The sequence below is a fragment of the Desulfoluna butyratoxydans genome (assembly GCF_900699765.1).
In the GTDB taxonomy this organism is placed as follows: Bacteria; Desulfobacterota; Desulfobacteria; order Desulfobacterales; family Desulfolunaceae; genus Desulfoluna; species Desulfoluna butyratoxydans.
This window is the reverse complement of sequence record NZ_CAADHO010000010.1, coordinates 107744-134401: the sequence shown is the minus strand read 5'-3', so window position 1 is coordinate 134401 and position 26658 is coordinate 107744. Positions and strand designations below refer to the sequence as shown.

The following is a 26658-nucleotide window of genomic DNA, read 5'->3' as shown; positions in this document are numbered from 1 at the left end:
AAATTCGTCCGACTCCGATTAAACACTGCCTCGCCGAATCGCCTGAAATAAAAAGCGTTTCAACACTTGCAGCCAAAATGCCCCCCATTTCCGCGGGACGTTTTTTCCCACCAAGGAACGCTACGGTCTGCCTTCTTCAAGGATCTTTTCCCACAATTCGCCGTTAACTTCAATTGAATATTTTCCTTGAGCGCTCCGCCGCCAAGCACGATAGGCTGCTTCCATACGTGAACGCCTGACCTGCCTGACCAGCCCCTCTTCACTCAATGTCGAGGACGTTCCGCCCTGGACCGCCTGGAAATCAGCATAGGAAAGGAGGCGTTCATTCCTGAATTCCGACGCAAGGACCTGCTCTGCCAGGAGCCGGTTGGCCAGCCGCCGCTTCCAGAGGGAAAAGGAGATCCCACGATCCGTCAGCTCCTTTTCAAAGGCTCCCTCGGGGTACCCTGCCCCGGCATCTGCCACGGCCGCGTCCAGGGCCCCTTCCCGAAGGGTGATGCCCTTTTCGTCGGCAAGGCACAGCAAGAGAAGCTCCTCCTGGAGCTGGTGCAGCACCCCTTTGCGAATGGCCACCACCTCTTCACCCTTGGAAAGGCTCTCATAGGGATAGCCCTGGAGCGCCAGCTTTAAGGCATCCTGGTAATCCCCCGCAGTCACGGCCCGCCCCCGGCATGAAAGCAGGGGTGTTTCCGGGTCCTGACCGGCCCCGCCGGTGCACCCTGTAAAAAGCCCTGAAACAACAAGGACCGAAAGGGCCAGCACCCCCTGCTTAATTGTCTGACGGGTTAACATAGGCCGCCACCTCCTTGAGAATATTCTTGCACTGCGTCAGCAGGCTGCTGTTGGTTCCCTTGGTCAGGGTCGCCCGAAAGAGAAGATCCGGCGTCAGCTCGTAGCGCCCCTCTCCCCTGGCCGTCACCTCCACAATGGCGTGGGGCACCTTCTGGTGAAGATCGGAAAACGACAGGGAGAGCTGGGTGCCGGACAGTTCGAGTTTTTTGACCCCCGCCCTCACCGCCTCGATCCTCAGCATGATCTTCAACAGGACGTTCATGGCCTCTTCCGGCAATTTGCCGTAACGGTCCACGATCTCGCCCTTGATATCGGCGATCTCCCGGAGCTCCCGCATCTTGGCAAGCCGCCTGTACAGCACCAGCCGCTGCTCGATGTCCGGGACGTAGTCCTCCGGGAAGAAGGTGGAAAAATTAACGTTGATCTCGGGCTCCAGGGCATGGACCTTGGGCTGTCCCTTGAGTTCGGAGATGGCCTCGTCCATGAGGGTGAGAAACATGTCGTAACCCACGGCGGCGATGTGCCCGGACTGGGAGGCACCCAGGGCAGCGCCCCCGCCCCGTATCTGGAGATCGCTCATGGCGATCTGGAATCCGGCCCCCAGGTCGGTGTGCTCCATGAGCACCTTCATGCGCTTGGCCGCATCCCGGCTCAAACGGGCCTCCTCGGGAACAAACAGATAGGCAAAGGCCTGCTCGTCTCCGCGCCCGATGCGCCCCCTGAGCTGATAAAGCTGGGAGAGCCCGAACCGGTCGGCCCGGTTCACGATCATGGTGTTGGCTGAAGGGATATCCAGGCCGGATTCGATGATGGTGGTGGTCACCAGCACGTCGATCTGCTTTTCCACAAAGGCGAACATCACCTTCTCCAGCTCCCGCTCGGTCTGCTGGCCGTGGGCCACCCCCACCCGGGCCGCAGGCACCAGGTCCCGGATGCGATCGGCCATGCGCTCGATGGAGGCCACGTTGTTGTGGACAAAGAAAACCTGCCCCTGGCGACCCAGCTCACGGGTGATGGCCTCCCCCACAATGGCGTCGTCGTATTCGGCGATATAGCTGATGATGGCCTGCCGCTCTTCAGGGGGCGTGGAGATGACGCTGATGTCCCGCATGCCCGCAAGGGACATGTGGAGGGTCCTGGGGATGGGGGTGGCGGAGAGGGCCAGCACGTCCACGGTGCTCTTGAGCCCCTTGAGCTTTTCTTTATGGCGGACCCCGAACCGCTGCTCCTCATCGATGATCAAAAGGCCCAGGTCCTTGAAGTCGACATCTCCGGAAAAGAGGCGATGGGTCCCGATGACGATGTCCACCTTGCCCTCTGACAGGGACTCGACAATGCGGCGCTGTTCCGCAGCCTTGCGGAAGCGGCTGAGGCTCTCCACAATGACCGGGTAGCGATCAAACCGCTCCCGAAATGTCTTGAGGTGCTGCTCGGCCAGGACCGTGGTGGGCACCAGCACCGCCACCTGCTTGCCGTCGGCCACGGCTTTAAAGGCGGCACGCATGGCCACTTCGGTCTTGCCGTAGCCCACGTCCCCGCAGACCAGGCGGTCCATGGAGTTCTCTTTCTCCATGTCGTCCAGGACATCGTCGATGGCCCGGAGCTGATCCCGGGTCTCTTCGTAGGGAAAGGAGGCCTGGAACTCGTTGAAGTAGGCATCGGAGGCGGAAAATTTGAATCCTTTTTTCACCTTGCGCTCGGCGTAGAGCTTGAGAAGCTCGCCGGCCATCTTCTCCACCTCTTTCTTGGCCTTGGCCTTGACCTTGTCCCAGGACTTGCCCCCCATGCGGTCCAAAAGGGGCTTGTGCCCTTCCACCCCCACGTACTTCTGGATCATCCCCATGCGGTCCACGGGCAGGTAGAAGCGGTCATCGTCCTTGTATTCGATGGCCAGGTAGTCGCTGGTGATTCGCCCCACCACGATCTTGGTCAGCCCGACATAACGGCCGATGCCGTGTTCGTCGTGGACCACGAGGTCGCCTTCCTTCAGCTCGCCCAGGGAGAGGAGCTCGTCCCGGGCCCGCCGCTTGGCACTGCGCACCACCCGCCGCTTGGCTCCGAAAATCTCGTCCTCGGTGATGACGGCCAGGCCTGCGTCGGCCCAGAAAAAGCCGGTGGACAGATGCCCCACGGCAATGCGAAGGGCGCCTCCACGGGGGGACGCCTCCCGGTTATACGTTCCCACGGGTGGCTCGATGCCGTAGGGTTTCAACAGCTCCAGGAGTCGTTCCACCTGGGGCTCACGGCTGCAGAGGATCCAGGTGAGATGCCCTTCCCGGCGAAGGGACTCCAGGCGGTCCACCAGGGGCTGCAAGGGAGACTCGTCCCGTGTGTGGCGGGTCTTGAGCTCAGCAGTGAGGGCGCTGTGATCGAAAATGGACAGAGGAAGGCTCCCACCGGTATCCATGGACTCGGTGGCCACCATGGCGTACTCCAATACCCGACACGCCTTAAGGTGGGCTTCCAGCTCCTCCTTGCCCAGAAACAGTTGCTCCGGCTCAACGGTGAGACGATTCCCCTTCTGCGCCAGCTCATAGTTTCCGGCCACCCTCTGGAGAAAAACATCCCGACTCCTGCGCAACCCGTCCGGATCCGGGATCACCATCAGGGCATTGGAGGGCAGGTAATCCATAAAGGTGTCCAGGGACGGGTAGACCAGGGAGAGGAGGCTCTCCACCGTGGCGCCCCCTTCTTCCTCTTTGACGCGGCCCACCAGGTCCTTCACTTCGTCGAGGGGAACACCCGCTGCTGCGGCGGCCCTTCGTATCCTGCCCACCACCTCTTCCAGCTTTTCACGGCGCAGGATGGTCTCCCTGGCGGGAAGGAGGACCGCCTCCATGAGAGAGCCCTTTCGCCTCTGGTTGGTGGCGGAAAATAAACGAATGGAGTCCACCACATCACCAAAAAACTCCACGCGCACCGGGTCGTCATGGTAAGGTGAGAAGAAATCGACGATGCCCCCCCGAACAGAGAAGTCCCCGGGTTCCTCCACAATGGAGGTGCGGACATAGCCCCCTGCCACCAGGTTCGAGATGAGTTCCCCGCGGTCCACCTCCTCGTTGACCATGAGGAGATCGGCGTAGGCGTTCATCTCGTCCTTGGGGATCAACCGCTGCATCAGGGTGTCCACGGTGGTCACCACGATCTTGGGCATCCGGCCTTCCAGCATGGCATAAAGGGTCCGGATCCTCTTGGCGGAGGTCTCCGCGTGATAGGACACCGATTTATAGGGCAGGATATTATAAGGGGGGAACAGGGCAGCCACGTCGTCTGTGGGCACCCCGGCAAACAGGGAGAGGTCCCCCAGAAAAAGGTCCACGTCCTTTGTGGTGGGAAGGACCACCACAAGGGGGCCCGGGACCAGCCTGGAGATGGTGTCCGTGACCAGGGCTTTTTCAGACCCGGCCAGCCCGGCGATGACGGAGGAGGTCCCTTTACCCTGAAGTTGCGCCAGGAAAGGACGCAGGATGTTTTCCACTTGATTTTGAGCCATATTCACTGTACGGAAACATTACGGATTGAAAACAAAAAGCGCTTGCCGGCACGACACTACCCAAAAACGCCACAGCCGATGGGACGCACCGATGCCGGTTCTCTTCCCCCTCCCCTTATTTCAGCCTCAAAAGAGAAGTGAAGATAAAACAATAAAGAAGCATCCGGCAGGATGCGTGCACAGAGCCTACAGGAAATACCCCGAGACAACAACACCCTTTTATGCGAGCTCCCCCAGGTTGAGCCATACCGGAGCATGAGGCAACACGCCCGGACTTCAGGGCGGCGACATGGCAACCCAACGTTTGACCAACCTTGTCTGAAATCTGAAAGCGGATGAGGACCATCCAAACCGGGAGATCACCATGCATATCACTGTCATCGGTACAGGCTACGTAGGCCTGGTCACCGGCGCCTGCTTTTCCGAGATGGGGAACAACGTCACCTGCGTGGACGTTGACAAAACCAAGATCGACAACCTCAACCAAGGGGTGCTTCCCATCTATGAGCCGGGCCTCGAAGGCCTGGTGACCAGCAACCGTAAACTCGGGCTGCTCAACTTCACCACGGACCTGGCCGAGGCCATGTCCCACTCCGACCTCTTTTTCATCGCCGTGGGAACCCCGCCGGGGGACGACGGGTCCGCCGACCTCCGCTACGTCCTGGCTGCGGCCCGGGAGATCGGGCAGCACCTCAACCGGTACGGCGTCATCGTGGACAAGTCCACGGTTCCGGTGGGCACGGCGGACAAGGTCCGGAAAGTCGTTCAGGAGGAACTGGACAAACGCGGGGTCTCGGTGGAATTTGACGTGGTGAGCAACCCTGAGTTCCTCAAGGAAGGGGCGGCCGTTGGGGACTTCATGCGCCCCGACCGGGTGGTGATCGGCACGGACTCCCCCCGCTCCGAAGCCATCATGAAGACCCTCTACGCCCCCTTCTCCCGGATCCATGACAAAATCGTCTCCATGGGAATCCGGGATGCGGAGATGACCAAATACGCGGCCAACTCCCTTCTGGCCACCAAGATCTCCTTTATGAACGAGATCGCCTTCATGTGCGAAAAACTGGGCGTGGACGTGGAGAGCGTCCGCAAGGGCATCGGCTCGGACAGCCGCATCGGCTACAGCTTTATCTACGCCGGATGCGGCTACGGCGGGTCCTGTTTCCCCAAGGATGTCCAGGCCCTGATCCGCTCCGCCGGAGAGGTGGGCTTTACGCCCCTGATCCTCAAGGCGGTGGAGACACGAAACGCCTTTCAGAAAAAACGCCTCTTTGAAAAGGTGGTGGAACACTTTGGGGAGGACCTGAGCGGGCGCCGCTTCGGCATCTGGGGGCTTGCCTTCAAACCCGGCACCGACGACATGCGGGAGGCCCCGTCTGTGGTGGTCATCGAGCAGCTGATCGCGGCAGGGGCCACGGTGACGGCCTACGATCCCGTGGCCATGGAAGAGGCCGAACAGTGCCTGGCCGGGCACCTGCAAAACGGCAGCCTCATCCTAGCCGACCACCAGTACGACGCGGTCAAGGATGTGGACGCCATGCTCCTGGTCACCGAGTGGAAGCCCTTTCGCCAGCCGGACTTTGAGGCCATGAAGCGCCTTATGGCTCAGCCCGTTATCTTTGACGGCCGAAACCAGTATAGCCCTGAACAGCTCAAAACAGAAGGTTTTCACTACGAAGGCATCGGTCGCTAAAGGGACAAACAAAAAGAGCGGGTTCGCTGTTTACCAGCGCACCCGCCCTTAGAAACCATACCCCTGCAAGGCTTGTTACTGCCCGGTGAGGCCTTTTCGGTTGATGCTCGTGGGACCTTCCTCCACGTATTTTGCCCCGCCCACGTATCGCCGGAGCCTCATCTGGGTCACATCAAACCGTTCCACCCGGTTGGCCATCTGGGATTCGCAGATTTTTCGCATGACGCTCTTGATGCGCTTGGGGGTGTCGATCTGATCCGGGCGCCTCTGGGTCAGGACGATGCGCATGCCGTACTCCACCTGCGCCAGCTTTTTTTTCAACTCTTCCAAGCCTTTCTCGCTTTTCATGACCACCGTCACCTCAAAGGTGAGAATGGAATGATCGTTCAACAGGGTCTCGAAGTGCACGGGGTGACTGTACTCCTGTGAAGAGCAGGCAGTACAGGCAAATAGCAGCAGGATCAACCCCAATTTTTTACATGTCATAACACCATCCGTATCAGAAAAAAGACCACTCCGCAAAGACGCCCCACCACCCGTATACGCAATAAAAACCGGGCCCACCAAACCAAACGACACCCGTGACGCTACCGCAGAAACAAGAGCCCGGATCGTCGTCTATTAGTCAAACGACATCCCGGGTGAAGTACTGAACTTTGGAGGAAAGGGTTGCATGTTTGGTTGAAAATTGCAAACGTTCTGTTTGACGGAGAGACAACGCCTTTGGTAAAATTTTGATTTATCGGTCAATTACACCACCCACACGGTTTTCACCCCTCTTCCCGGCCTGTATCCGTCGGTTGAAAACCGGTCTGGAGGCTTCTGATGACCCCTGCCACCGTGCTCTTCGAGGCCCGGGACAACACCGGCATCCTGCGTCTCAACCGTCCCCACCGCATGAACGCCGTCATTGAGCGCATGTACGAAGAGCTGGAAACTGTGCTGGACTCTGTCTCTTCAAACCTCGCCATCCGGGCCCTGATCATTACCGGCGCCCCCCCCGCAACAGACACGCCGACCCCTCGCCCCGCCAAGGAGGCCTTCTGCGCAGGGGCGGATCTCAAGCACCACGCCGACGGGCAACGAACCCCCGAAGAAAAAAGCGCCTACATTGAACTGGCCCATGCCACCTGCCTCAAACTCCGTACCGTTCCCCTGCCCGTTATCGCGGCGGTTAACGGACCGGCCAGGGGGGCAGGCACCGAGTTGGCCCTCAACTGCGATTTCGTCATCATGGCCGACACAGCCACCCTGGGATTTCCCGAAACCGGCCTTGGCACCATGGTGGGGGGTGGTGTCACCCGCCACCTGGAGCGCATCGTGGGTCTGGCGCGGGCCCGGGAACTCATCTACACAGGAAGGATCCTCTCGGGCCCCGAGGCCGTGGAGACCGGCCTGGCCCTCTCCAGCGTTCCCCGGGCCCACCTGATGGATGAGGCCCTGGCCCTGGCCGCACGCATGACCGACAAAGCCCCCCTTTCCATGGCCCTTGCCAAATCCCTCATGGAACGGGCCCCCGCCCTCTCCCTGGAAGAGACCTACGACGAAGAGACCAGTGCCATCATTGCCTGCATGAAAAGCCGAGACTGGCAGGAGGGCATTGACGCCTTTAAAGAGAAGCGCCGACCCATATTCAAGGGAGTGTAGCCATGGAAGATCTTCATCGCATTCTCAACGCAGACTCCGTGGCCGTCATCGGCGCGTCGCGGGATGAAACCAAACGGGGCTACCAGGCCGTGGCCACCTTGAAGAAGAGCGGGTTTGAAGGGGGCATCTACCCGGTCAACCCACGGGAACGCCGCGTCCTCGGCCTGAGATGCTACGCCGACGTGGAGGAGATCAAGGAGCCTGTGGACCTGGCCCTCATCACCACACCCGCCTCCACGGTCCCGGGTCTCCTGGCCCAGTGCGGCCGCAAGGGCATTGCAGGGGCCGTCATCATCGCAGGGGGGTTCGGCGAGATGGGCCCCCAGGGCAAGCGCCTGGAGGACGAGATCCTGGAGACGGCCCGTGCCCACAAGGTGCGGCTGGTGGGCCCTAACACCTCGGGCATCATCAACATGTGGACAGGGCTCAACCTGGTGGGACTCTCCAACGTCCCCAAAGGGGACATCGCCCTGCTCACCCAGAGCGGCAACATCGCCCTTCACCTCATCACCGAAGCCACCCTGCGCAGCCACAAAGGATTTTCCTATTATGTGGGGGTGGGCAACGAGTCGGACATCCATTTCGACGAATATCTGGAGTTTTTCCGGCGCGACGACAAAACCAAGGCCATCCTCATCTACGTGGAAGGGCTGCGGGACGGCCGTACCTTTCTCCAGCAGGTCTACAAAACCTCCCGCCAGAAACCCATCATCCTGCTGAAGAGCGGCCGGACCTCCACGGGACAAAAATCGGCAGGATCCCATACCGGGGCGCTGGCGGGCATCTCCGAGGTGGCCCGCACCTCCTTTGAGCGGGCGGGAATCATCAACATCGAACACCCGGACCAGCTCTTTCCCGTGGCCGAGACCCTCTCCAGCCTGCCGCACATCCGCAACAGAAAGGTGGCCATCCTGGCCGACGGGGGCGGGCACGCCACCATCGCCTCGGATCTCCTCACCGACCTGGGCCTTGAAATCCCCACCCTGTCGGAGCGGTCCCAAGCCAAGCTGCGGGAGATCCTGCCCCACAACGCCTCGGTATCCAACCCGGTGGACGTGGCCGGGGGCAGCGATGCAAACCCCGAAATCTTTGCCCGCTGCGCCCGGATCATCTTAAACGACGCCAACGTGGGCGGTCTTCTCATTGCCGGCCTCTTCGGCGGCTACGCCATCCGGTTTGCCGAAAAGCTCCGGTTCCTGGAAGAAGACGCAGCCCACCAGATGGGCAAACTGGTCCAGCGGTCGGGCAAACCCATCGTGCTGCAGAGCCTCTACAACTCGGTAAAACCCCACTCCCTGGAGCTCCTGCGCTACTACGGAATCCCGGTGTACGAGTCCCTGGACATCGCCACACGGTGCGTGGGGGCCCTTTCCCGCTACGGCCAGTACATCTCCGCCTACAAATACAAGACCACCTTCGAATTCAACTGGGGGGCCAAGGCGAAAAAAAAGGCCGTCAAACTCATCCACAATGCCCGGGCCGAGGGCCGCCGCTACCTCTTCGAGCACGAAGCCAAGGAGATCCTGCGCAGCCACGGCGCACCGGCCATGCGGGAGCACCTGGCCAAAACCGCCGACGACGCCGTGCGCCTGGCCGAGGAGATCGGCGGGGCCGTGGTGCTGAAAATCGTCTCCCCGGATATCCTCCACAAAAGCGACGCCGGCGGGGTGCGCCTCAACCTGGAAAACGAGGACCAGATCCGCAACGCCTTCCACCGCATCATCGACAACGCACGGGAGTACAAGCCCGACGCCGTCATCAAAGGGTGCCTGGTGGCCAGCATGAAGAAAAAGGGGGTGGAGGTGATCATCGGCACCAAAATCGACCGGCAGTTCGGCCCGGTGGTGATGTTCGGCATCGGCGGTATCCTGGTGGAGGTGGTGCGGGATGTCTCCTTCCGGGTGCTGCCCCTTTCACGCACCGCTGCCTCACGCATGATCGACGAAATCAAGTCCGCCCCGATCCTCAACGGCTTCCGGGGCTCCCCCGCCCTGGACAAGCAGGCCCTCAGCCAGCTCCTGCTCACCGTCTCGGAGGTGGTGGAGTCCTACCCGGACATCCAGGAGATGGACCTGAACCCCGTCATCGTCCATGACCAGGGCATCGACATCGCCGACGCCCGTATGATACTGAAAAAAGAGCCCGTGGTCCCCAAGGGATAGGGCTGACTGCGCCCCCTATGGGACCCAAACCAGGAGAACCGCCATGACGGAACCGTCCCCCTTTGATCGCCTGGAATTCCTGAGTCTTCTGTTTCATCCCCGCCCCGGCCTGCCCGTCCTTGAAGAGTCGGACCGCTGCTTCGATCTTTTCATCCCCTCCCATGACGGAGAACGCCTCGCCGTCCGCTGCCACCTGACGGACAAGGCGCTGCCCACCCTCCTCTTCTTCCACGGCAATGGAGAGGTGGCCTCGGATTACGATGAGGCAGCCTCCCATCTCACCGGGTGCGGATTCAACCTGATCATTGCAGAGTATCGGGGCTACGGCCTCTCCCGGGGAGAGCCGTCTGTTACCCATATGCTGGCCGACGCCAGAAAGACCTTTGCCTTTGTAAGCCCGTGGCTCAGCAAAAAAGGGTACACAGGCCCCATGGTGGCCATGGGGCGATCCCTGGGCAGCGCCCCGGCCATCGATCTGGCCGCAGCCTTTCCCGACAAGGTCCGTGCCCTGGTCATCGAAAGCGGCTTTGCCCGCCTCGGTCCCCTGCTGCGCACCATCGGCCTGCCCCACTGGGTAGAGCTGCCCGACGAATCCGAAGGCCCCGCCAACCTGGCCAAGATCAGCACCTACCCAGGCCCGCTGCTCATCATCCATGCCCACGAAGACAGCATCATCCCCTTCCACGAAGGGGAAGACCTCTTTGCGGCCTCACCCTCCACGGAAAAACAGTTCCTGGGGATCCGGCACGCCGGGCACAACGACATCTTCTACGTGGGGTTCCGGGACTACCTGGAGAGCCTGGCCCGCCTCTCCCGTCGCCTCATGTCCTGACCCAGCCCCCCAGGTTTGCCTCCGGCGGCCCTGCCGGAGGGCAAGCCTTTGAAAAGTCTGATAAACAGGTTTTTTTGAAGGTTCGTCCCTACAGGGCATAGCCCTTCTTCTTTTTTTACCGGGACGTTTTTGCGGAGCTTTTTTCAAAAGCGACCCGCCGGAGGCAACTGGAGTTTTAAATGCGTTGGCCTGCCCCCCTTCGTTTCCCTTGGGATGAAGGGGTCATGAGGCTGTGGGTCAACGGGTTTTCAAACGGAGGAACATCAGGAACCGCTCCCATGATCTCCGGTCCGCTTCAGGCCGGTACCGCTTGCTGCCAAACACGCTAAAAGCATGGGGCGCGCCGCCGTAGGTGACCATCTCATGGGCAACACCGGCCCCTTCAAGGGCTTCCGCCAACTCGGCAAATGACGCCATGGGAATGGCGTCATCGGCGCTGCCGTGCATCACGAGGATCTCCCCTTTAACCCGGCTGTAATCCTGGCCCTCAGGGGTGGAGAGTCCCCCATGGAACAGGACAAACCCCTTGAGGTCTGCACCGGAGCGCGCCAGCTCCAAAACCGCTGCACCGCCAAAGCAATAGCCTGCCGCCACCACGTTTTCGGTGTCCGCCCCCAGGGAGGCGGCTTTATCCAAAGCCCCGTTCATGAGGACCCGCATTTTATCCCGGTCTTTGTAAAGCTCACCGGTGTGCTCCCTTCGGTCCTGCACCTTGGCGGGGCGAATTCCCGCCCCAAAAAGGTCCGCCGCAAAAACCGCGTACCCCTCCCCTGCCAGCATGCGGGCGCGGGTCACCTCATACGCGGTCAACCCGTCCCAGTCATGGAGCAGCAGAACAAGGGGGGCGCCCTTTTCCGGTGAAACGTAATACCCTTCGTAATCCACCCCGTTCACCTGATAGCGGATCGGCTTCCCGCTGTCGGCATATGCCGATGCAGCGAGCACAAAGGCCGCAAACACACTCGTAAGGTAACGCATCATTCGCGCCTCCCATTTACCCCCGACAAAATACCGGAGACTTTTTAGCCAAGAACCGCCTCCACAAGAAAAGGGCCCGGCTCTTTCAAGGCTGTTTGCAGGGCTGCCACGAACGCCTCGGCGGTTCGAACCGACAAGGCGGGCACCCCGAATCCACGGGCAATCTCCGTCCAGCCTATATCGGGCCGCGACAGGTCCGTCAGGCTCCGGGTCATGGGGCCGGGATCGGTGTTGCCCGCCCGGGCCACCTCCAGCTTAAGGATGTCGTAACTTTTGTTGGAGCAGATGACGGTTTTGATGTTGAGGTTCTCCCGGGCCTGGGTCCAAAGCCCCTGGACGGTGAACAGGGCGCTCCCGTCTGCCTGGAGGGTGAGAACGGGACGATCCGGGCAGGCCAGAGCCGCACCGATGGACATGGGGATGCCGCAGCCGATGGCGCCTCCGGTGATGGTAAGGGTGGTGTGGGGGGAGACGTTTGCCGCCAGGGGATGGTAGAAGAAACCCGAGGTGATTCCCTCATCCACGACAACGGCCTCCTCGGGCTGAAGGGCGGCAAAGGCCTGTCCCAGGGTTTCCAGGGTCAACGGCCCCTTGGGAAGATCCGGCAGGCGGTACTCCGGCACCGGACACAGGGGAGAAGCAGGAGTAATGCCCAGGGCGTCGGCCAGATCCTGGAGGGAGCGGCCCACATCCGCCTCCGGTCGGCACAGCGTATTCTCCCGGGCCTCCTCCACCAGGCGCCCGCTCACCCCCGGGTACCCGAAAAAGCCCACGGGCGAGGGAGCTCCCACAAGAACCACCACATCATAGGGTTTCAGCGCATCCCGTGCCGATTCCGGGAAATACGGAAGCCGTATGGGGCTGGGCATGCCCGCCCCCCGTTCAATGCGGGCGGCAAAGGTTTCATGGAAAAGATCGGCTCCGCAGGCTTGGCCCACCTGACCTGCCAGGCGCAGCCCCTCACCACCCAGGGCCTGGCCCCCCAGAAGGAGGGCTGGTTTTGCTGCGCGGTTCAGGGTACGGGCAACAGCCGCAACGGTCTCCAGCGGTACGGTCTCCCGCCTTGCCGCGGACAGCACGGACAGGTCCCCTTCCACCTCCGCGGACTGAAGGTCATGGGCAAAGACAAGGTGGGAGATGAGCCCGCGGGTGGCTGCACCGTAGCACTCGGCAAAGGCCGTGCCCGCATCCGCTCCTTCGAGCACGGTGCGCACATGGCCCGGAAGGGCGGCGGCCAGGGCCTCGATGGGCATGGCCAGGGGCGGATCAAAGGGTCTGTGGGCCGTGGTGTGTTCACCGATGATATTGATGACGGGGCTTCGGGCCCGCCGGGCGTTGTGCAGGTTGGCCATGCCGTTGGCGTATCCCGGGCCCAGGTGCAGCACGGTGAGGCCCGGCACCCCGGCCATGCGCGCATACCCGTCGGCAGCACCGGTGGCAACCCCCTCAAAGGGGCAGAGGACCGGCCTCACCCCCTTTATCCGATCAAAGGCCTCTACCAGGGGCATCTCGGTGGTCCCCGGGTTCACAAAGCTGTAGCGTATCCCTGCGGCTCCCGCCGCGCTGAAGACAAGGTCTGCGGCTCGCATGGTCCCTCCCGTGGGTATGGGTTCTTCCGTCAACAGGTTTCCCCTTCAACAGGCTTTCCCTTCAACAGGTCCTTCAGGGAAGATAAGCATACATCCTGAAATAACAATGCAATCCAGTGGTGCATTTTAATCTGCATCGCCATATCCACCACCGCCCGGTGTGAGAATGCGAAGGCGCTGGCCCGGTGTAAGGCGCACCTGGTTTTTGGACCCGAGGTTCAGGGGGGAACCATCGGTGCGGATCAAAAGATTTTGACCGGGCTTACCGGGCTCTCCTCCCTTGAGACCGTAGGGAGAAAACACCCGGCGTTCGGAGAGGATGGCGGCGTCCAGAGGAGCAAGGAACTCCAGGTCCCGGATGAGGCCGTCCCCCCCCGTGTGGACGCCACGCCCGCCGGAGCCTTTTCGGATGGAGAACTCACGCAGAAGCACTGGATAGCGGCGCTCAAGAATTTCGGGATCGGTGATGCGGGTGTTGGTCATGTGGGTGTGGACGCCGGACTGACCGTCCCAGGTGGGCCCGGCCCCGGCGCCGCCCCCGATGGTTTCATAATAGCCAAAGGTCTCGTTGCCGAAGGTGAGGTTGTTCATGCAGCCCTGGGAAGCGGCGGCCGTGCCAAAGGCCTTGAGGACCACGTCAGTGATGCGCTGGGAGGTAAGGACGTTGCCCCCCACCACCGCAGCATCCGGTGAGGGGGCAAGGAGAGACCCTTCGGGGATATGGATTTCAATGGGCACCAGGCACCCGTGGTTCAGGGGCAGGTCCTTTTGTATGAGGCAGCGCAGGCAGTAGAGAATGGCCGAGGTGGTGACGGCCTTTGGGGCGTTGACGTTGCCCCACACCTCCGGGCCGGTGCCGGTAAAATCAAAGCGGGCGCTGCCCTGGCGCCTGTCGATGGTGAGGGCAAGGGAGATGGGGGAGCCGTCGTCGAGGTGGTCCATGGCACGGACCGTATCCACCTCGGCCATGCCATTTTTCAAGGAGAGTTCCTTCAACCGCTGCCGCACCGCTTCCTCGGCGGCGTTCTGCACGTGGGCCATGTACGCCTGGATCACATACAGACCGTCATGGTCCACCATCTCCAGAACCAGGGCGATGCCCTTCTGGTTGGCCGCCACCTGGGCCCTTAGGTCCGACAGGTTGTCCTCAAGGAGCCGGGTCCCGGATACCGGCGGAGAACCGGGCTCCCTATGGGCCTTTGCCGGGGCCATGAGCAGCTCACGGATTCCCTCTTCCTGAAACACCCCGTTTTCCACCAGTTTGAAAGAGATGATGCGGGCCCCCTCCTCCCCAAGGGTCTTGGAGTGGGGAGGCATGGACCCCGGTGAGATGCCGCCGATGTCGGCGTGGTGGCCCCGGGAAGCCACCCAGAAGATGATCTTTCCGTCCCGGAACACCGGGGTGATCACCGTGATGTCCGGCAGGTGGCTGCCCCCGGCCCCAGGGTCGTTGCTCACCAATACGTCCCCTTCCTTCAGATCTTTTCCCCGCATAAGGATCTGGGCCTTCACCGCCTCGCTCATGGCGCCCAGATGCACCGGGAGATGGGGGGCATTGGCCACCAGCTCCCCGTGGGGACCGAAGAGGGCACAGGAGAAGTCGAGGCGCTCCTTGATGTTGGTGGAGACCGCCGTCTTCTGAAGCATGCGCCCCATCTGCTCGGCAATGGACATGAACAAGTTGCTGAAGATGGACAGGCGCACGGGGTCCACGGAGGTATTGGTGGGCGGGAGGCCATCGACTCCGACGTCAATCTCTACGTCGCCATAAGGGGAAACCCTTGCCGTGCACCCCGGCTCCACCACGATGGTGGTGGTTTCGTGGATAATGAGGCCGGGCCCCCTAAGAGACGCCCCGGGGCCGAGGTCGTCCAGTCGGTACAGTGGGGTGTCCCGGACCCCGGACTCAAAACGACAGGTCACGTGGTCCAAGGGAGAGGCCGGGCCCTTGGCCGGTGCCATGGGTTGTCTGCGGGCGCCGCGGACCTTGCCCCTGGCCCGCACCCTCAGATCGTCCACCACGATCTTTCGGCCCTTCAGGGTAAACCCGAACTCTCGGCTGTAACGCTCCAGAAAAGAAGCGACATAGTCACCGCGCTCGGGGCGGGTTACCATCAAGGCCGTGTCCGTGCCCCGGTAGCGCAGGTTAAGGTACCGGGTGCACTGAATGTGACTTGATGAAAACCCCTTTGCCACGAGTTCCTTTACGGCCTCCCCTTCCAGATGGTCCAGGGACCTGTCCAGGCGCACCTGATTTTCGGACGTGGCCTCGGCGGATACGGGAGTCTGTTTTTCCGTCACCACGTCGGCCATGCCCATGCCGTAGGCGGAGAGCACACTGGAAAAGCGATGCACGAACACCCGGGACATCCCCAGGGCCCGTGCCACAGCGCAGGCGTGCTGGGGCCCTGCCCCGCCAAAGGCAGCCAACACATGATCTTTGATGTAAAAGCCCCGCATGACGGAGATCTCACGGATGGGGCGCACCATCACCTCATTGGCCACCCGGATAAACCCCAATGCCACCTCTTCCACGGAGAGTCCTGGCTGCCCCTTGGCCGCATAAAAGGCGTTGACCCGGTCCGTAAGCTCGGAAAGAGCACCAAACGAGGCTTCCCGATCCAGGGGCAGGTCTTCGGTCTCTCCAAAGATGCGGGGAAAATGTTCCGGCTGGATGCGGCCCAGCACCAGGTTGGCGTCGGTCACCGTGACGTACCCGTTTTTGCGGTAACAGACCGGGCCGGGATGGGCCCCTGCGGACTCCGGCCCCACCAGGAACATCCCGTCCTCGAAAAAGAGACGACTTCCGCCCCCTGCGGCCACGGTGCGGATATTGAGCTGGGGTGCCTGGATGCGCACCCCTGCGGTTTCGGTCTCAAAGGTCAGGTCGTACTCACCGCCGTACCGGGAAACATCCGTGGAGGTGCCCCCCATATCAAACCCAATAACCGGCTGGTTCCCCTCTTCCCTGCCGGTGGTCATGGCGTAACCCACCACCCCGCCCGCCGGCCCCGAGAGGATGGCCCTGCTGCCGGTGAAGCTGTCGGCGGAGGTGAGCCCCCCGTCGGACTGCATGAAGAGGCAGGTTTCGCCTTTAAGCGCCCCTTTAAACCCTTTTTTGAACCCATGGAGATAGTTGCGGATATGCGGTGTCAGATAGGCATCCACCAGGGTGGTGTCGCCCCGGGGCACCAGCTTGATGCGGGGCATCACAGACGAAGAGAGGGAGACCTGGGAAAAGCCCAGCTCCCGGGCAATGGCCCCGATCCTCTCTTCGTGGTCGGGCCAGGCGTAGGCGTGCAGCAGGACCACGGCCAGGGACTCAATACCCCGGCCGCGCACTGCCGCCAGCTTTGCCCGGATATCGGCTTCGTCCAAAGGAGTTCGGACCACCAGACGGTCCCCGGTACGGGCCGTCACCACCGGCCCCTCAGGGCCCTTTGGGGGGGCCTTGTCATGGTCTGAAAAGAAGCGGAGGCGCTCGTCGGCCTCCACCACCTCGGTGTAAAGCAGGTCGGGTTTGCGGATTTCAAGGTCAAAAATGCGGGGGCGGTCCTGATTTCCGATCTGCAGGACATCCCGAAAGCCCCGGGTCACCACAAGGGCCGTGGGGGCTCCTTTGCGCTCCAGCAGGGCGTTGGTGGCCACGGTGGTTCCCATGCGGATCCACTCGATGGCCTCCGTGGGAACAGCCTCAGGCAAAACCGGGACTCCGGTCACCTCCTCCAGGATGCGCCGGATACCCTCCCTGGGGGCGTCCGGATAATTGGCAGGGTCCTCCGAAAGGAGCTTGATCACGCAAAACCCCGGCTCCCCCGGAACCTCAGCGTACACATCGGTAAAGGTCCCACCGCGATCGACGGAAAATCGGAACAACCCTGTCCCTTTCATCATCCCCCCTTTTTCCAGAGCAGCTCCCGGAGCCCCGAGGCCCGCTGGGTTCGCCTGCCCAGTGCTTTTTCAAGAATCTCGGGCGCGCTCCACACGGCCACTTCCTCCCGGGCCCGGGTGATGCCCGTGTAGACCAGCTCCCGGGTCAGCACCGGGGCGTCACTCTCCGGAAGCACCAGCACAACATGGGTAAACTCCGAGCCCTGGCTCTTGTGAACCGTCATGGCAAACACCGTCTCCACCCTGGGCAGCCGGGCGCTGTGGATATACCGCATGCCCCCGCTTTCGTCCGGAAAGGCCACGGCCAGCTCCCCGTCCCTGCGCACCGTGATCCCGGTGTCCCCGTTAAAGAGTCCCAGGGTGTAATCGTTTTCCGTCACCATCACCGGGCGGCCCGGGTACCAGAGCTCTCCGCCCCCCAACCCCAGGCAGCGTTCCACCAGGCGGTTGATGCGCCCCACACCAGAAAAGCCCTTGCGCACGGCGCAGAGAATGCGAAAGCGGTCCAGGGCTGTCAGCATCTCCCGTGGGTCGCTGAGCCGTCCGTACCCGGCCAGGTGGCGTCGCACCTCGGCCTCCAGCCACTCTTCGGCGGACTGCCCCGTCGAGGGACCGGCCAGGCAAAACCCCCGGGCGGTGATGCCCGCCAGTGCCTTTGCATCCCCCCGGTTGGCTGCGCCTGCGGCCTCGCCGATGCCGGGACAGTCCCCGAACCTGTAGCTCTTGGTGAGGGTGGTCACCGCATCGGCAAGGGGGGGAAGGTTATGGCCCGTGGGCAAAGGGATGCCCGTGAGTTCGGTGAGGACCCTGCCCTGGGCTTCGGAGACCGTGTCTCCCCTTTTCCCGTAGCAAAGATCCCCCATGACCGAGCCTGCCTCCACAGATGCCAGCTGGTCCCGGTCCCCCATGAGGATCAACCGGGTGGAAGGGGCCAGTGAGCGCACAAGCCGCCCCATAAGGGGCAGATCCACCATGGAGGCCTCGTCCACCACCAGGATATCGCAGGGCAGGGTCTCCCCGCTGCGAAAAAGCTCCCGGCTGCCGCGCCCCAGACTGCCCAGGAGCCTGTGGATGGTGGCCGCTTCCCTGGGAAGGGCAGCGTTGACCGCGTCACTCAACCCAAGCCGGTCCACGGCCCCTGCCACGGATTCCATGAGACGGGCGGCGGCTTTGCCCGTGGGCGCTGCCAGGGCAATAACCGGGGCGCCGCTAAATCGCCTCCGGTGCTGCTCCACGAGCAGGGCCAGGATCTTGGTAACGGTGGTGGTCTTGCCTGTTCCCGGTCCGCCGGAGATCACGCAGAACCGTGTCACCAGGGCCACGGCCGCCGCAAGCTTCTGCCGGTCGGGCTCACCGTCGGAAGGCCCCGGGAAATAGCGATCCAGTCCCTCTGTAAGGGCGGCCATCTCTTCACGCGCAGGCTCATCCAGCCGGGTTTCCATGCCCATATACCGTGCCACGGCCTGCTGGAATCGGTGATACCGCCGCAGGTAGAGCCGGTCCCGCCCGTCCAGGACGAGAAGGGTCTCATCATCCTCCCCACCGGCTGCGCCCAGGGCACGGAGATGGGCTCCCCAGGCCGCGCCGTCCTTCTCCCAGGTACACCCGGCAACGCCAACCCCTGCAAACCGGTTCAAATTCACACAGACATGCCCGTGCCGGCACTCCCGGCTCACCAGGGCAGCAGCCAGAAAAACGGCTTGGTCCTGCCCGTGTTTTTTCGCCAGAAACGACGCAAAACTCACATCCGTCAGGGAAAAGCCCTGCTCCGTCCATGCATCCCAGCCCGGGACTCCGCCCGGCTCTTCTTTCACCTGTCCCATGGACTCCTGCTTTAAATTCATTGGATCATCTCTTCCCCGTTGTGGTAAACTGCGCCACGGCATGCGGCCGCCTGGCCGAACAGGCCGGTAAACATTCTTAACCCATCAGTACGACAGGCATAATCATGAAGCTTGAAGAATCATCGACCATCGACATCATCGCCGCCGTCCTCTCCGAAGCGGTGTCCCATGTGCTGGAAATCAGCACCCGAAAGACCATTGCGTGCGCAGGGACCCTCCAGACCATCCCCAAGCTCATCATGCGGCCCGACATCAGCTGCTTTGTGCAGCTCAGCGGTGATTTCAACGGGCTTATTGTCTTTAATTTCAACGACCGCACCGCCGTCAAGCTCTACCGAAGCTACATGACCTCCATGGGCATCCCCGAAGGCGACCTCGTCAAGGACTTCACCTCCAACGAGGTAACGGACAGCATCGGTGAGATCTTCAACCAGGTGGTGGGTGACTTCACCCGCCTCATCGAAACCGAATTCGGTCTCTCCATCCTCCGGGGCCAGCCCAAGGTCCTGGCCCTCACCAGCGCCATCACCCTTACCATCGACGCGGACTACCACGAGAACCGGCGCCTGGCCTTCTCCATCGACAACGACCGCTTCCAGGCCGAACTGGCCCTGGAACAGACCAAGTTCACCCGCCTGCCCGATTTCAAGCGCCCGTCATAAACGTGGCGGAGGCTGTTTCTCAGGCCTGGCATTCAATGAGCAGCTCATCGAGTTCCCGGATGCACCCCTCTTCGGGCCGGTCATAAAAGACCCCGTTGCCGGTTCCGTCCACCCCGCGGAGAAACAGGTACCAGGACCCGGCCATGTGGGTATCGTAATCGTAGGCCTCGCCCAGCTTCAGGGCGAGGTGGCGGTTGAGGGCCACAGTATAGAGAAGATACTGAAGCCCGTAGTGGTGCTCCCCCATGGCCCTTGCCAGGGCCTCTTTTCCGTAGCGCTCCGGGCTGTTTCCCAGATGGTTGGACTTCCAGTCGATGATGCCGAAGCCGTCCCCCACCTGAAAGATCAAATCCACAAACCCTTTGAGGTACCCCTGCACAGGGGAAAAACGAAGCCCCTCCATGATGAGCTCCCCATCGTCAAAGGAGCCGTAGCCCCAGCGGTTCAGAACCTCGTTTAAGGCCTCTGCGCTGACGCGTTTCAGGGGAAAGGTGAACTCCATCTCGTGGAGACGTGAACCGGCCGACACCTCCCTCAGGACAAACGGGGTGCCAAAGGATTCAAGGGGTGTTGACAGCACCTGGGCCACCATGGTGGAGACAGGCTCTTCCCAGTCCTCCGGGTCGTACCCGTGCCGGGAGAGCAGGTCGGCACAGGCCGCATCCCTGGCTTCATCGTCCGCGTCAAAGGGGATGGTCTCGAACAGGGTATGCATGAAAGTGCCCGGCGTGGCCCCTTTGGGAAAGGCAAAGATGCCTTCAGGGGGAATCTCGTCGTCGGGTTTTGCGTGGGCCCTGGCGTCGTGATCGGCCTCGCCGCTCTCCCTGCCCGAAGAGGCAAGCCCGGAAAAGCTGGTGACCACCCGGGGTTCCGGCGGGGTCCCCCCAAAACGGCGCGCCGGTGCCAGCTCGGTGCTGTCTTCCTTGAAGGACAGGGTCTGCACCTCCTCTTCCGGCTCACAGAGTCGGACATCCACGGCCCCTTGGGACGCGGCAGCCACCTCGTGGAGATGGGTGGCCAGCTCGTGTTCGCCCAGGGCGCTGACAAGGGAGGCCGCCTCCGGGGCGCTTGCGCTCTCCGGGGCATGGAGGAGCCGGGCCATGGCGCTGCGCTCCATGCCTTTCACCCGGCCCCAGGGGATCACCATGTGGTGCCTTGCCCGGGTGAGGGCCACGTAAAGCAGGCGAAGCTCTTCGGCCAGGGATTCCCCGGCGGCCAGGGCCATGTGCTCTTCCAGCTCTTCGGAACCCGCGTCGTACACCAGACGCCCCTCCTCTCCGTGATAGAGCGCCCCGCCCTTGGGCTCCCGGTACCCCATGAAGGGGAATGGCAGAAACACCACGCCGTACTCCAGGCCCTTGCTCTTGTGGATGGTGACGATCTGCACGGCCGTGCGGTCGCTCTCCAGGTGGAGCTGATGCTCTTCCAGCCTCGGCGAGGCCGGATCCCGCATATGGGACAGCCACCTCAAGAGACCCTCCGGTGAGAGGCGCCTTGAAACGGACTCCCGATGCAACAGCTCCATGAGGTGCTGCATGTTGGTGACACGGCGCTCGCCCTCGGTGATACCCACAAGGCGTTCATAGGGTTCCTCCGCCTTGATGAAGCCCCGGATCATGCCCATGAACCCGTCCTCCTTCCAGAGGGCATGCCACTCGGCAAAACGAACGCTCCAGCGCTCCAAGTCCCGGGGTGATCCGTCCAGGGCGGCCAGGGTGTCGGCATCCAGGCCCATGAGGGTGGTCCCAAGGGCCGCCTTGATGAGGGAGAGGCGCCAGGGCCGGAGACAGGCAGCAAGGAACAGGACGGTCTCTTCGGCCTCCTCGCTGTCAAAGATGTTGCCGGAGCTGTAGAGAACTGCGTGGATTCCCAGGGAGGTCAGGTGGTTTTTCACGGCCCGGGCCTGGTCGTTGGTGCGCACGATCACCGCCACATGCTTTTCGGAGAGGGGCGCGTCACCGATGCAGGCCCTGCCCTGGCGCCCCAGGCTGAGCAACGAAACCATCTCGGAGCCGCACAGGTCGATGCACAGGTTCTGAGCCGCCTCCTTGGAGAGGGGTTTTTCCCCTGCCTCGAACCGCTGGACCACCATGGCACTCACCGGTGATCCGTCTATGGTCAGGGTCTCTTCGCCCTCGTCCCCTGCGCTTTTCACCGGAGAAAAGTGGATCTGCTCAAAGAGAAAGGGGGAGGTACCCCGGGAGAAGAAAGTATTGACCGCCCGCACCATGCCCCGGGTGCTGCGGTAGTTCACATCCAGGGTGTACCCTTTTTCCGCTTCTCCGGCTGCCCTCAGATAGGCAAAGATATCGGCCCCCCGGAACCCGTAGATGGCCTGCTTGGGGTCGCCGATCATGAACAGGGTGGTCTCTTTGAACAGCTGATCAAAGATCTCGTACTGCTCGGGGTCCGTGTCCTGAAACTCGTCGATGAGGGCCGCGTCGTAGTTTTGCCCCACGCTCCGGGCAAGGCGCTCTCCCCCGTTTGCCCCGAGGGCCCCGGCCACCCGGGAGAGAAGGTCGTCAAACCCCATGATTCCGGCCCGCTCCTTTTCCCGGTCCATGGTCTCGTCCACGTACCGCGCAAGGGCAATGCAGTGGGCAACAAGGTTCCCCTCATAGAGTGCCTTCAGTTCGTCCAGGGCTTCCAGCAGAGGCTCCATCACCTCAAACAGGGGGTTCTCGGCCACGGCTTTTCCCTTTTTGGCGGCAGCCTGAAGGGTGGCCCGGGAGAGCTTCTCCAGGTCCTTTGTGTCGCCAAAGGGAATACTGCCGGAAAAAAGGGCACGGGCCGCAGCCCCCGCCTTTTTGTCCGCCCCTTTGCGGTACTTGTTTCGGTTCAGGGCCGGGTCTGTGGCCAGGATGGCCAGGGCACTCTCCTGCTCTTTCTCCCACACCAGGGCGGCCCGTTGCTGAAGCTCGGCAAACCGCATTTCGACATCGGCCACGGGCAACGGCTCAGAATCGGGCAGAAAGGTGATGCGGGACAAGGGGGTACTGAAGGAGAGAAACGCCAGGAGTCCTTCGGGCAGGATCTTACGATCCTTGATCCACGCCGCGTACAGGGCAGAGGCCCCCTCCACCATACGCCTGTAGTAGTCCTCCACCGCCCGCTGTTTCAAATGGTTCAGGTCGGTGACCAGTTCCATGTCCAGGGGGGAGCCGGTTTCAAAGGCGTGGTCCGACAAAAGGCGCCTGCAGAACCCGTGAATGGTAAAAATGGCGGCCTCGTCAAAGTTGCGCAGGGCGGCCCTCAGGCGACCGGCCGCCTCGCCCCGGCCCTCCTTTTCGGAAAACAGGGTGGCGTAAAAGGGATCCTCATGGGGCGCCCCTTCCAGGAAAGAGAGGGCCTCGCGCAGCCGTCCCCGGATCCGCTCGGCCAGCTCCTGGGTGGCGGCTTCGGTGAAGGTCACCACCAGAATGCGGTCCACGGAGATCTTTTCTTCCACCACGAGGCGCAGGTACAGGGCGGCGATGGTGTAGGTTTTTCCGGTTCCGGCGCTTGCCTCGATGAGGTTTCGACCGGAAAGGGGTGTGGCTGAAAGATCCAGGGTTACCAGGGTATGTGTCATTGATCGCTTGCCTCCAGCATGGGGCGGAAAAGAAGTTCAGCACATCGCGCAAAGGCGGGCTCCGCAAGGGGATCCCGTCCCCGCACCGCCGTCCGTATCCAGGGATCGTTGAGGTCTGCCATTACGGAGAAGGCGTTTCCGTAAAACGCGGAGCGTGCCTTTGCCATGGCCTTTGCCTCATCCCGGGTCTTTGCCAGCTCCCGGGCGTAGGTTTCGGAGGCAAGGGGGAACAGGGGCAAGAGCGCCCCCTCCCCTGCGGCAAAGAGCCGGACAAGGTCTTCCAGACACGCCCTCGGATTGGGGGGCACCACCATGGAGGCGATCTCTGCCCCTCCGGTTTTGCGATCCAGCCCCACCACAACGGCACGGGACACGGCCATGCCGGACTCGGCGGCCATAAGGAGGCGCACCCAGGCGGAGATCAGGTCCCTGCTGCGGACCTTGCCGAAGCGACCCGCCACCAGGGTCTCCCCAAAAAAGGGCCCCACCTCGCCCGACAGAGCGACACCGGAAACTTCAGCCCACCGTCGCTCCACCCAGGGTTCGTTTCCATCCACCAGGGATGCCACGGCCTCGGCCACGGCCCCCGCCTCATGGGTCAGTTCCCGAAGCAGGTGGGCCCCCACTTCCCCCCTGGGAAGGATCCCCATGCCGGAGACCACGCCCTGGGCTTTTTCCAAAGCGTCCCCCTTCAGGGCCCGTTCAAACAGAAAGGTCCCGGCCCGATACCGATCCAGACCGGTGAGGGTAAAGGGTTCGCAGCTCTCCGGGGCCTCCTCCCCTGCCCCCAGCTCCATGCCGAGCCCCTCCCGAAGGAGATACCGGCAGGGGTGGGCAAGAAACGCCTCCAGGGCCTCCAGGGAGAGCCCCGGGGGCAGGACTGGTGCGCTGTCCGGATCGGCAAGACGTGCAAAGGGCGGAGGCGGCACCGGTACCTGGGCCATGCGGCCTGCCACACGGCGACTGGCCGCATCAAAGGTAAACAGCCGGGAATCACCGGGCTGGAAACAGCTGCCGGAAAAGGGGTGCAGGGGATGGGCCACCACAACCTGCTCCGAGGCCGCCCCGCCAGTCATGCCATCCACGTAGTCCAGAAGCTCGGAGAGCAGCACCGAGGGCTGAAGGGTGCTGTTATCCCGGATGCTCTGACCGGTGTAGCTCACCCAGAGGGTCTCCCGCACCGAAAGAAGGATCTCCAGGAAGAGGTAACGATCGTCCTTCCGCCGGGATCGGTCCCCCCTGCGCGGGGAGGCGGCGATGAGATCAAAACCCGGGGCCTTGTGCTGGCGCGGAAAGGTGCCGTGGCCCATGCCCAGGATGGCAATGACCCGAAACGGGATGCTCCGCATGGGGAGCATGGCGCAGAAGGTGACCCCGCTGGTGATAAAGCCGGATACCGGGTCCGGTGCGGCCAGGGCGGTCTTGAGGATAAAGCGCACCACGGGATACTCCACGGGTTCTCCGTTTTCCGCCTCCTCCGCGGCATCGCCCATGCGGTTCAGGCAGTCCCGGATCCCCTGGAGCCCTTCTCCGGCCCCCTCGTCATCGGTGAGAAAGGTCCCCAGGACCCACTCGAAAAAATCGACCCACTCCCGGGCGGTCCGGGATGTTTCAAGGCCCTTGACATAGGCGGTCAGACTGGACAGGAACCAGTTCAGGCGCCCCAGGAGCGCCCCGTGTTCCCCCTCCACCGGACCGGCCGGAAGGATCCCGTCATAGAGGGCCGCCTCTTTGTCCCCCACGGCATACCCTGTGAAAAGCCGGTCAAAGCCAGCCTTCCAGCTGTTGCCGTCAAAGGGGGAAAAGCCTTCGGCCCCGCGCTGGGAGCCGTCCACGCCCCAGCGGACCGAGGTCTCCCGGATCCAGCTGCCCACCCGTTCCAGATCCCCCTCGTCCACGGCAAAAGCGCTTCGGATGCGGTCGTTCTCCAGAAGCTCCAGAACACCCCCGGCCTCAAACCGGAACCCGGCAAGGTCCAGGAGAAGGAGAAGGGCCTCCACGGCCCGGTCCCCGCTGCCGTTGGCCTGGTCGGCAATGGAAAAGGGAATACGGATCCCCCCTTCCACGCGCCTGCTGAACACCGCCTCGATGACGGGGGCATAGGTGTTGATGTCCGGGGCCATGACAAGGATGTCCGAGGGTTTCAGCTCCGGGTCCTCATCCATCATGGCCAAGATGGCGTCCCGCAGCACCTCCACCTCCCTCAGGGGGCTGTGGCAGCTGTGGATGCTCAGGGAGGTGTCGGACGGGTCCAGGACAAAGGGCTCCCCATCACCCCGGGAGCGATCCTGAAGATGATAGATATCGGACTGCACAGCCCCCAGCAGGGTCTCCCCTTCGGGTTCCACAAAGAGGAGAAACTCCTCCAGGCCGCGTTCGGCCATCATGTCGAAAAACTCACGTCCCTGTCCCCCCATGGATGCCAGGAGCGGGTTGCCCCCCTCCATGAGAAGGGTTTCGTCCTCCCCCTGGTCGAGGCCCTGTTTCTCCTTGAGACGCCGCTGCTCCGAGTCGGAGAGGATGTCTCCCCAGTACTGGGGACAGGGGTTGAGCAGAAAGAGGTTGACCTGGCATACCTCCGACAGGGCGGTGAAGAGTTCCATGTGAAATTCCGGCAGGGAGGAGATGCCAAACACGCACACCCTTTCAGGAGTTTTTTCACCTTTTTTTTCAGCAGATTCAACCCACGACTTAAAGTCTTCCATCAGGTGGACCCGGTGGCGAAAACCGAGGTCCTCAAGGAGCCTCCGGTAGAGGATCGCCTGGAAATCATCCCCTTCCCCTTTTTCCCACTCCTTGATCATGTCCGGCCGGTAGGTCAGGTACTGGTCCAGGGTGTCGGCCAGGAGTTCGGAGATCTGGTACCGCTTCAGGGCGTCGCCGTCCCCGCCCAGAAAATGGGCCACCTGGGCAAAGGCGGGCTGGGCCGTCCACGCAGAGAGGTTCCTCATGATCTTCCAGGCCGCGCTCTTGGCGTCAAACCGCCTGGTGTCCGCAAGGTCCGGCACGGCCAGGGCAAACATATCCTGGAGAAAGGCGTTGGGAAACCGCCAGCGCACATTGGCGCAGATCCCGTTGTTGCGGGCAAGGGCCAGGGAGAGCCATCGGGCCATGCCCTGGCTCTGAAGCACCACCACGTCCTCTTTCAAGGGGTTGCCCGTGGGGGCTTCCAGGATCTTGGAGAGCCCCATGGCAAGGATTTCCAGGCGATTCCCCGTAAACAGATTCAATCCAGCGTCCATGCGCGTTGGTCTCCGATACCGTCAATAATTCATCGTTAAGGTAAGCCTTGTGTTGATATGCCACTTGCGCCCCACGGACGCAAGATGCCATTTTGACTCCGCCTCCATGTTACCGCTACGGGGCCACCCGGGCCGAGAGGCCCGCTACAGCAGGCTCGAACCCAAAATAGTATTGACAATACAGGCCTTATCACCTAATTTGCTTACCTGAGTTTACAATGATTACACAGAGAACATATATTTCACACCAACAACACGGCAA

The 26658-nt window shown here is 62.2% G+C and carries 14 protein-coding genes and 1 pseudogene; 6 read left to right on the top strand and 9 right to left on the bottom strand.

What is annotated here, in order from left to right; translation table 11 throughout:
* Nucleotides 1–120 precede the first annotated feature (120 nt).
* Together MSL71_RS21655 and mfd are read right to left on the bottom strand one after the other, a co-directional pair.
* Nucleotides 121–792, bottom strand: a complete 672-nt coding sequence (locus tag MSL71_RS21655; RefSeq protein WP_180144802.1) for a hypothetical protein — start codon at nucleotides 790–792, stop codon at nucleotides 121–123.
* Complete coding sequence (gene mfd / locus MSL71_RS21650) at nucleotides 770–4285, bottom strand: transcription-repair coupling factor (protein ID WP_180144798.1); 3516 nt, start codon at nucleotides 4283–4285, stop codon at nucleotides 770–772. The genes MSL71_RS21655 and mfd overlap by 23 nt, the downstream gene beginning before the upstream one ends.
* Nucleotides 4286–4649: 364 nt before the next feature.
* Between mfd and MSL71_RS21645 the strand changes: the two genes are divergently transcribed.
* Nucleotides 4650–5978, top strand: coding sequence for a UDP-glucose dehydrogenase family protein (locus MSL71_RS21645; RefSeq protein ID WP_180144795.1), 1329 nt, complete (start codon nucleotides 4650–4652; stop codon nucleotides 5976–5978).
* Nucleotides 5979–6053: 75 nt separating this feature from the next.
* Here the strand turns inward: MSL71_RS21645 and MSL71_RS21640 are convergent, their stop codons facing one another.
* Nucleotides 6054–6464, bottom strand: coding sequence for a hypothetical protein (locus tag MSL71_RS21640; protein ID WP_180144790.1), 411 nt, complete (start codon nucleotides 6462–6464; stop codon nucleotides 6054–6056).
* A 339-nt stretch (nucleotides 6465–6803) separates the two neighbouring features.
* On the opposite strand from MSL71_RS21640, the gene MSL71_RS21635 reads away from it, so the two are divergent.
* From MSL71_RS21635 to MSL71_RS21625, 3 genes are read left to right on the top strand one after another with little or no spacing between them, the layout of a single operon-like run.
* On the top strand, nucleotides 6804–7625 hold the full coding sequence (locus MSL71_RS21635; RefSeq protein ID WP_180144787.1) for an enoyl-CoA hydratase/isomerase family protein: 822 nt from the start codon (nucleotides 6804–6806) through the stop codon (nucleotides 7623–7625).
* A gap of 2 nt (nucleotides 7626–7627) precedes the next feature.
* Nucleotides 7628–9787, top strand: a complete 2160-nt coding sequence (locus MSL71_RS21630; protein ID WP_180144784.1) for an acetate--CoA ligase family protein — start codon at nucleotides 7628–7630, stop codon at nucleotides 9785–9787.
* Between the two features lie 43 nt (nucleotides 9788–9830).
* Nucleotides 9831–10619, top strand: coding sequence for an alpha/beta hydrolase (locus tag MSL71_RS21625; protein WP_180144781.1), 789 nt, complete (start codon nucleotides 9831–9833; stop codon nucleotides 10617–10619).
* Nucleotides 10620–10856: 237 nt separating this feature from the next.
* On the opposite strand, the gene MSL71_RS21620 is transcribed toward MSL71_RS21625, so the two are convergent.
* The 4 genes from MSL71_RS21620 to recD all read right to left on the bottom strand — a co-directional run bounded on the left by MSL71_RS21620 (nucleotide 10857) and on the right by recD (nucleotide 18822).
* The gene (locus MSL71_RS21620) at nucleotides 10857–11600 is read right to left on the bottom strand and encodes a dienelactone hydrolase family protein (protein ID WP_218951104.1); all 744 of its coding nucleotides are present in this window, start codon (nucleotides 11598–11600) and stop codon (nucleotides 10857–10859) included.
* 41 nt (nucleotides 11601–11641) lie between these two features.
* Nucleotides 11642–13186, bottom strand: a complete 1545-nt coding sequence (locus tag MSL71_RS21615) for an acetolactate synthase large subunit (RefSeq protein WP_180144778.1) — start codon at nucleotides 13184–13186, stop codon at nucleotides 11642–11644.
* A gap of 126 nt (nucleotides 13187–13312) precedes the next feature.
* Nucleotides 13313–17080 carry a hydantoinase B/oxoprolinase family protein gene (locus tag MSL71_RS21610; protein WP_246317864.1) on the bottom strand — a complete coding sequence of 1256 codons (3768 nt, stop codon included), beginning with the start codon at nucleotides 17078–17080 and terminating at the stop codon, nucleotides 13313–13315.
* Nucleotides 17077–18822 (bottom strand): exodeoxyribonuclease V subunit alpha, encoded by a 1746-nt coding sequence (gene recD / locus MSL71_RS21605; protein ID WP_425484454.1) that lies wholly within the window; start codon nucleotides 18820–18822, stop codon nucleotides 17077–17079. The genes MSL71_RS21610 and recD overlap by 4 nt, the downstream gene beginning before the upstream one ends.
* On the opposite strand from recD, the pseudogene MSL71_RS26980 reads away from it, so the two are divergent.
* Together MSL71_RS26980 and MSL71_RS21600 are read left to right on the top strand one after the other, a co-directional pair.
* Nucleotides 18764–18991: pseudogene (locus MSL71_RS26980) on the top strand (hypothetical protein); the annotation flags it as partial. The gene recD and the pseudogene MSL71_RS26980 overlap by 59 nt on opposite strands.
* Nucleotides 18992–19025: 34 nt before the next feature.
* The gene (locus MSL71_RS21600) at nucleotides 19026–19583 is read left to right on the top strand and encodes a DUF3334 family protein (protein WP_180144772.1); all 558 of its coding nucleotides are present in this window, start codon (nucleotides 19026–19028) and stop codon (nucleotides 19581–19583) included.
* A gap of 19 nt (nucleotides 19584–19602) precedes the next feature.
* Here MSL71_RS21600 and recB read toward each other — a convergent pair whose 3' ends face one another.
* The gene (gene recB / locus MSL71_RS21595) at nucleotides 19603–23154 is read right to left on the bottom strand and encodes an exodeoxyribonuclease V subunit beta (RefSeq protein WP_180144769.1); all 3552 of its coding nucleotides are present in this window, start codon (nucleotides 23152–23154) and stop codon (nucleotides 19603–19605) included.
* Nucleotides 23151–26396, bottom strand: coding sequence for an exodeoxyribonuclease V subunit gamma (gene recC, locus MSL71_RS21590; RefSeq protein ID WP_180144767.1), 3246 nt, complete (start codon nucleotides 26394–26396; stop codon nucleotides 23151–23153). The genes recB and recC overlap by 4 nt, the downstream gene beginning before the upstream one ends.
* Nucleotides 26397–26658 lie beyond the last annotated feature (262 nt).

What these genes read in the sequence shown, in the direction of transcription:
- MSL71_RS21655 (WP_180144802.1), bottom strand. Translation starts at nt 792, where the DNA reads ATGTTAACCCGTCAGACAATTAAGCAGGGGGTGCTGGCCCTTTCGGTC.
- mfd (WP_180144798.1), bottom strand. Translation starts at nt 4,285, where the DNA reads ATGGCTCAAAATCAAGTGGAAAACATCCTGCGTCCTTTCCTGGCGCAA.
- MSL71_RS21645 (WP_180144795.1), top strand. Translation starts at nt 4,650, where the DNA reads ATGCATATCACTGTCATCGGTACAGGCTACGTAGGCCTGGTCACCGGC.
- MSL71_RS21640 (WP_180144790.1), bottom strand. Translation starts at nt 6,464, where the DNA reads ATGACATGTAAAAAATTGGGGTTGATCCTGCTGCTATTTGCCTGTACT.
- MSL71_RS21635 (WP_180144787.1), top strand. Translation starts at nt 6,804, where the DNA reads ATGACCCCTGCCACCGTGCTCTTCGAGGCCCGGGACAACACCGGCATC.
- MSL71_RS21630 (WP_180144784.1), top strand. Translation starts at nt 7,628, where the DNA reads ATGGAAGATCTTCATCGCATTCTCAACGCAGACTCCGTGGCCGTCATC.
- MSL71_RS21625 (WP_180144781.1), top strand. Translation starts at nt 9,831, where the DNA reads ATGACGGAACCGTCCCCCTTTGATCGCCTGGAATTCCTGAGTCTTCTG.
- MSL71_RS21620 (WP_218951104.1), bottom strand. Translation starts at nt 11,600, where the DNA reads ATGATGCGTTACCTTACGAGTGTGTTTGCGGCCTTTGTGCTCGCTGCA.
- MSL71_RS21615 (WP_180144778.1), bottom strand. Translation starts at nt 13,186, where the DNA reads ATGCGAGCCGCAGACCTTGTCTTCAGCGCGGCGGGAGCCGCAGGGATA.
- MSL71_RS21610 (WP_246317864.1), bottom strand. Translation starts at nt 17,080, where the DNA reads ATGATGAAAGGGACAGGGTTGTTCCGATTTTCCGTCGATCGCGGTGGG.
- MSL71_RS21600 (WP_180144772.1), top strand. Translation starts at nt 19,026, where the DNA reads ATGAAGCTTGAAGAATCATCGACCATCGACATCATCGCCGCCGTCCTC.
- recB (WP_180144769.1), bottom strand. Translation starts at nt 23,154, where the DNA reads ATGACACATACCCTGGTAACCCTGGATCTTTCAGCCACACCCCTTTCC.
- recC (WP_180144767.1), bottom strand. Translation starts at nt 26,396, where the DNA reads ATGGACGCTGGATTGAATCTGTTTACGGGGAATCGCCTGGAAATCCTT.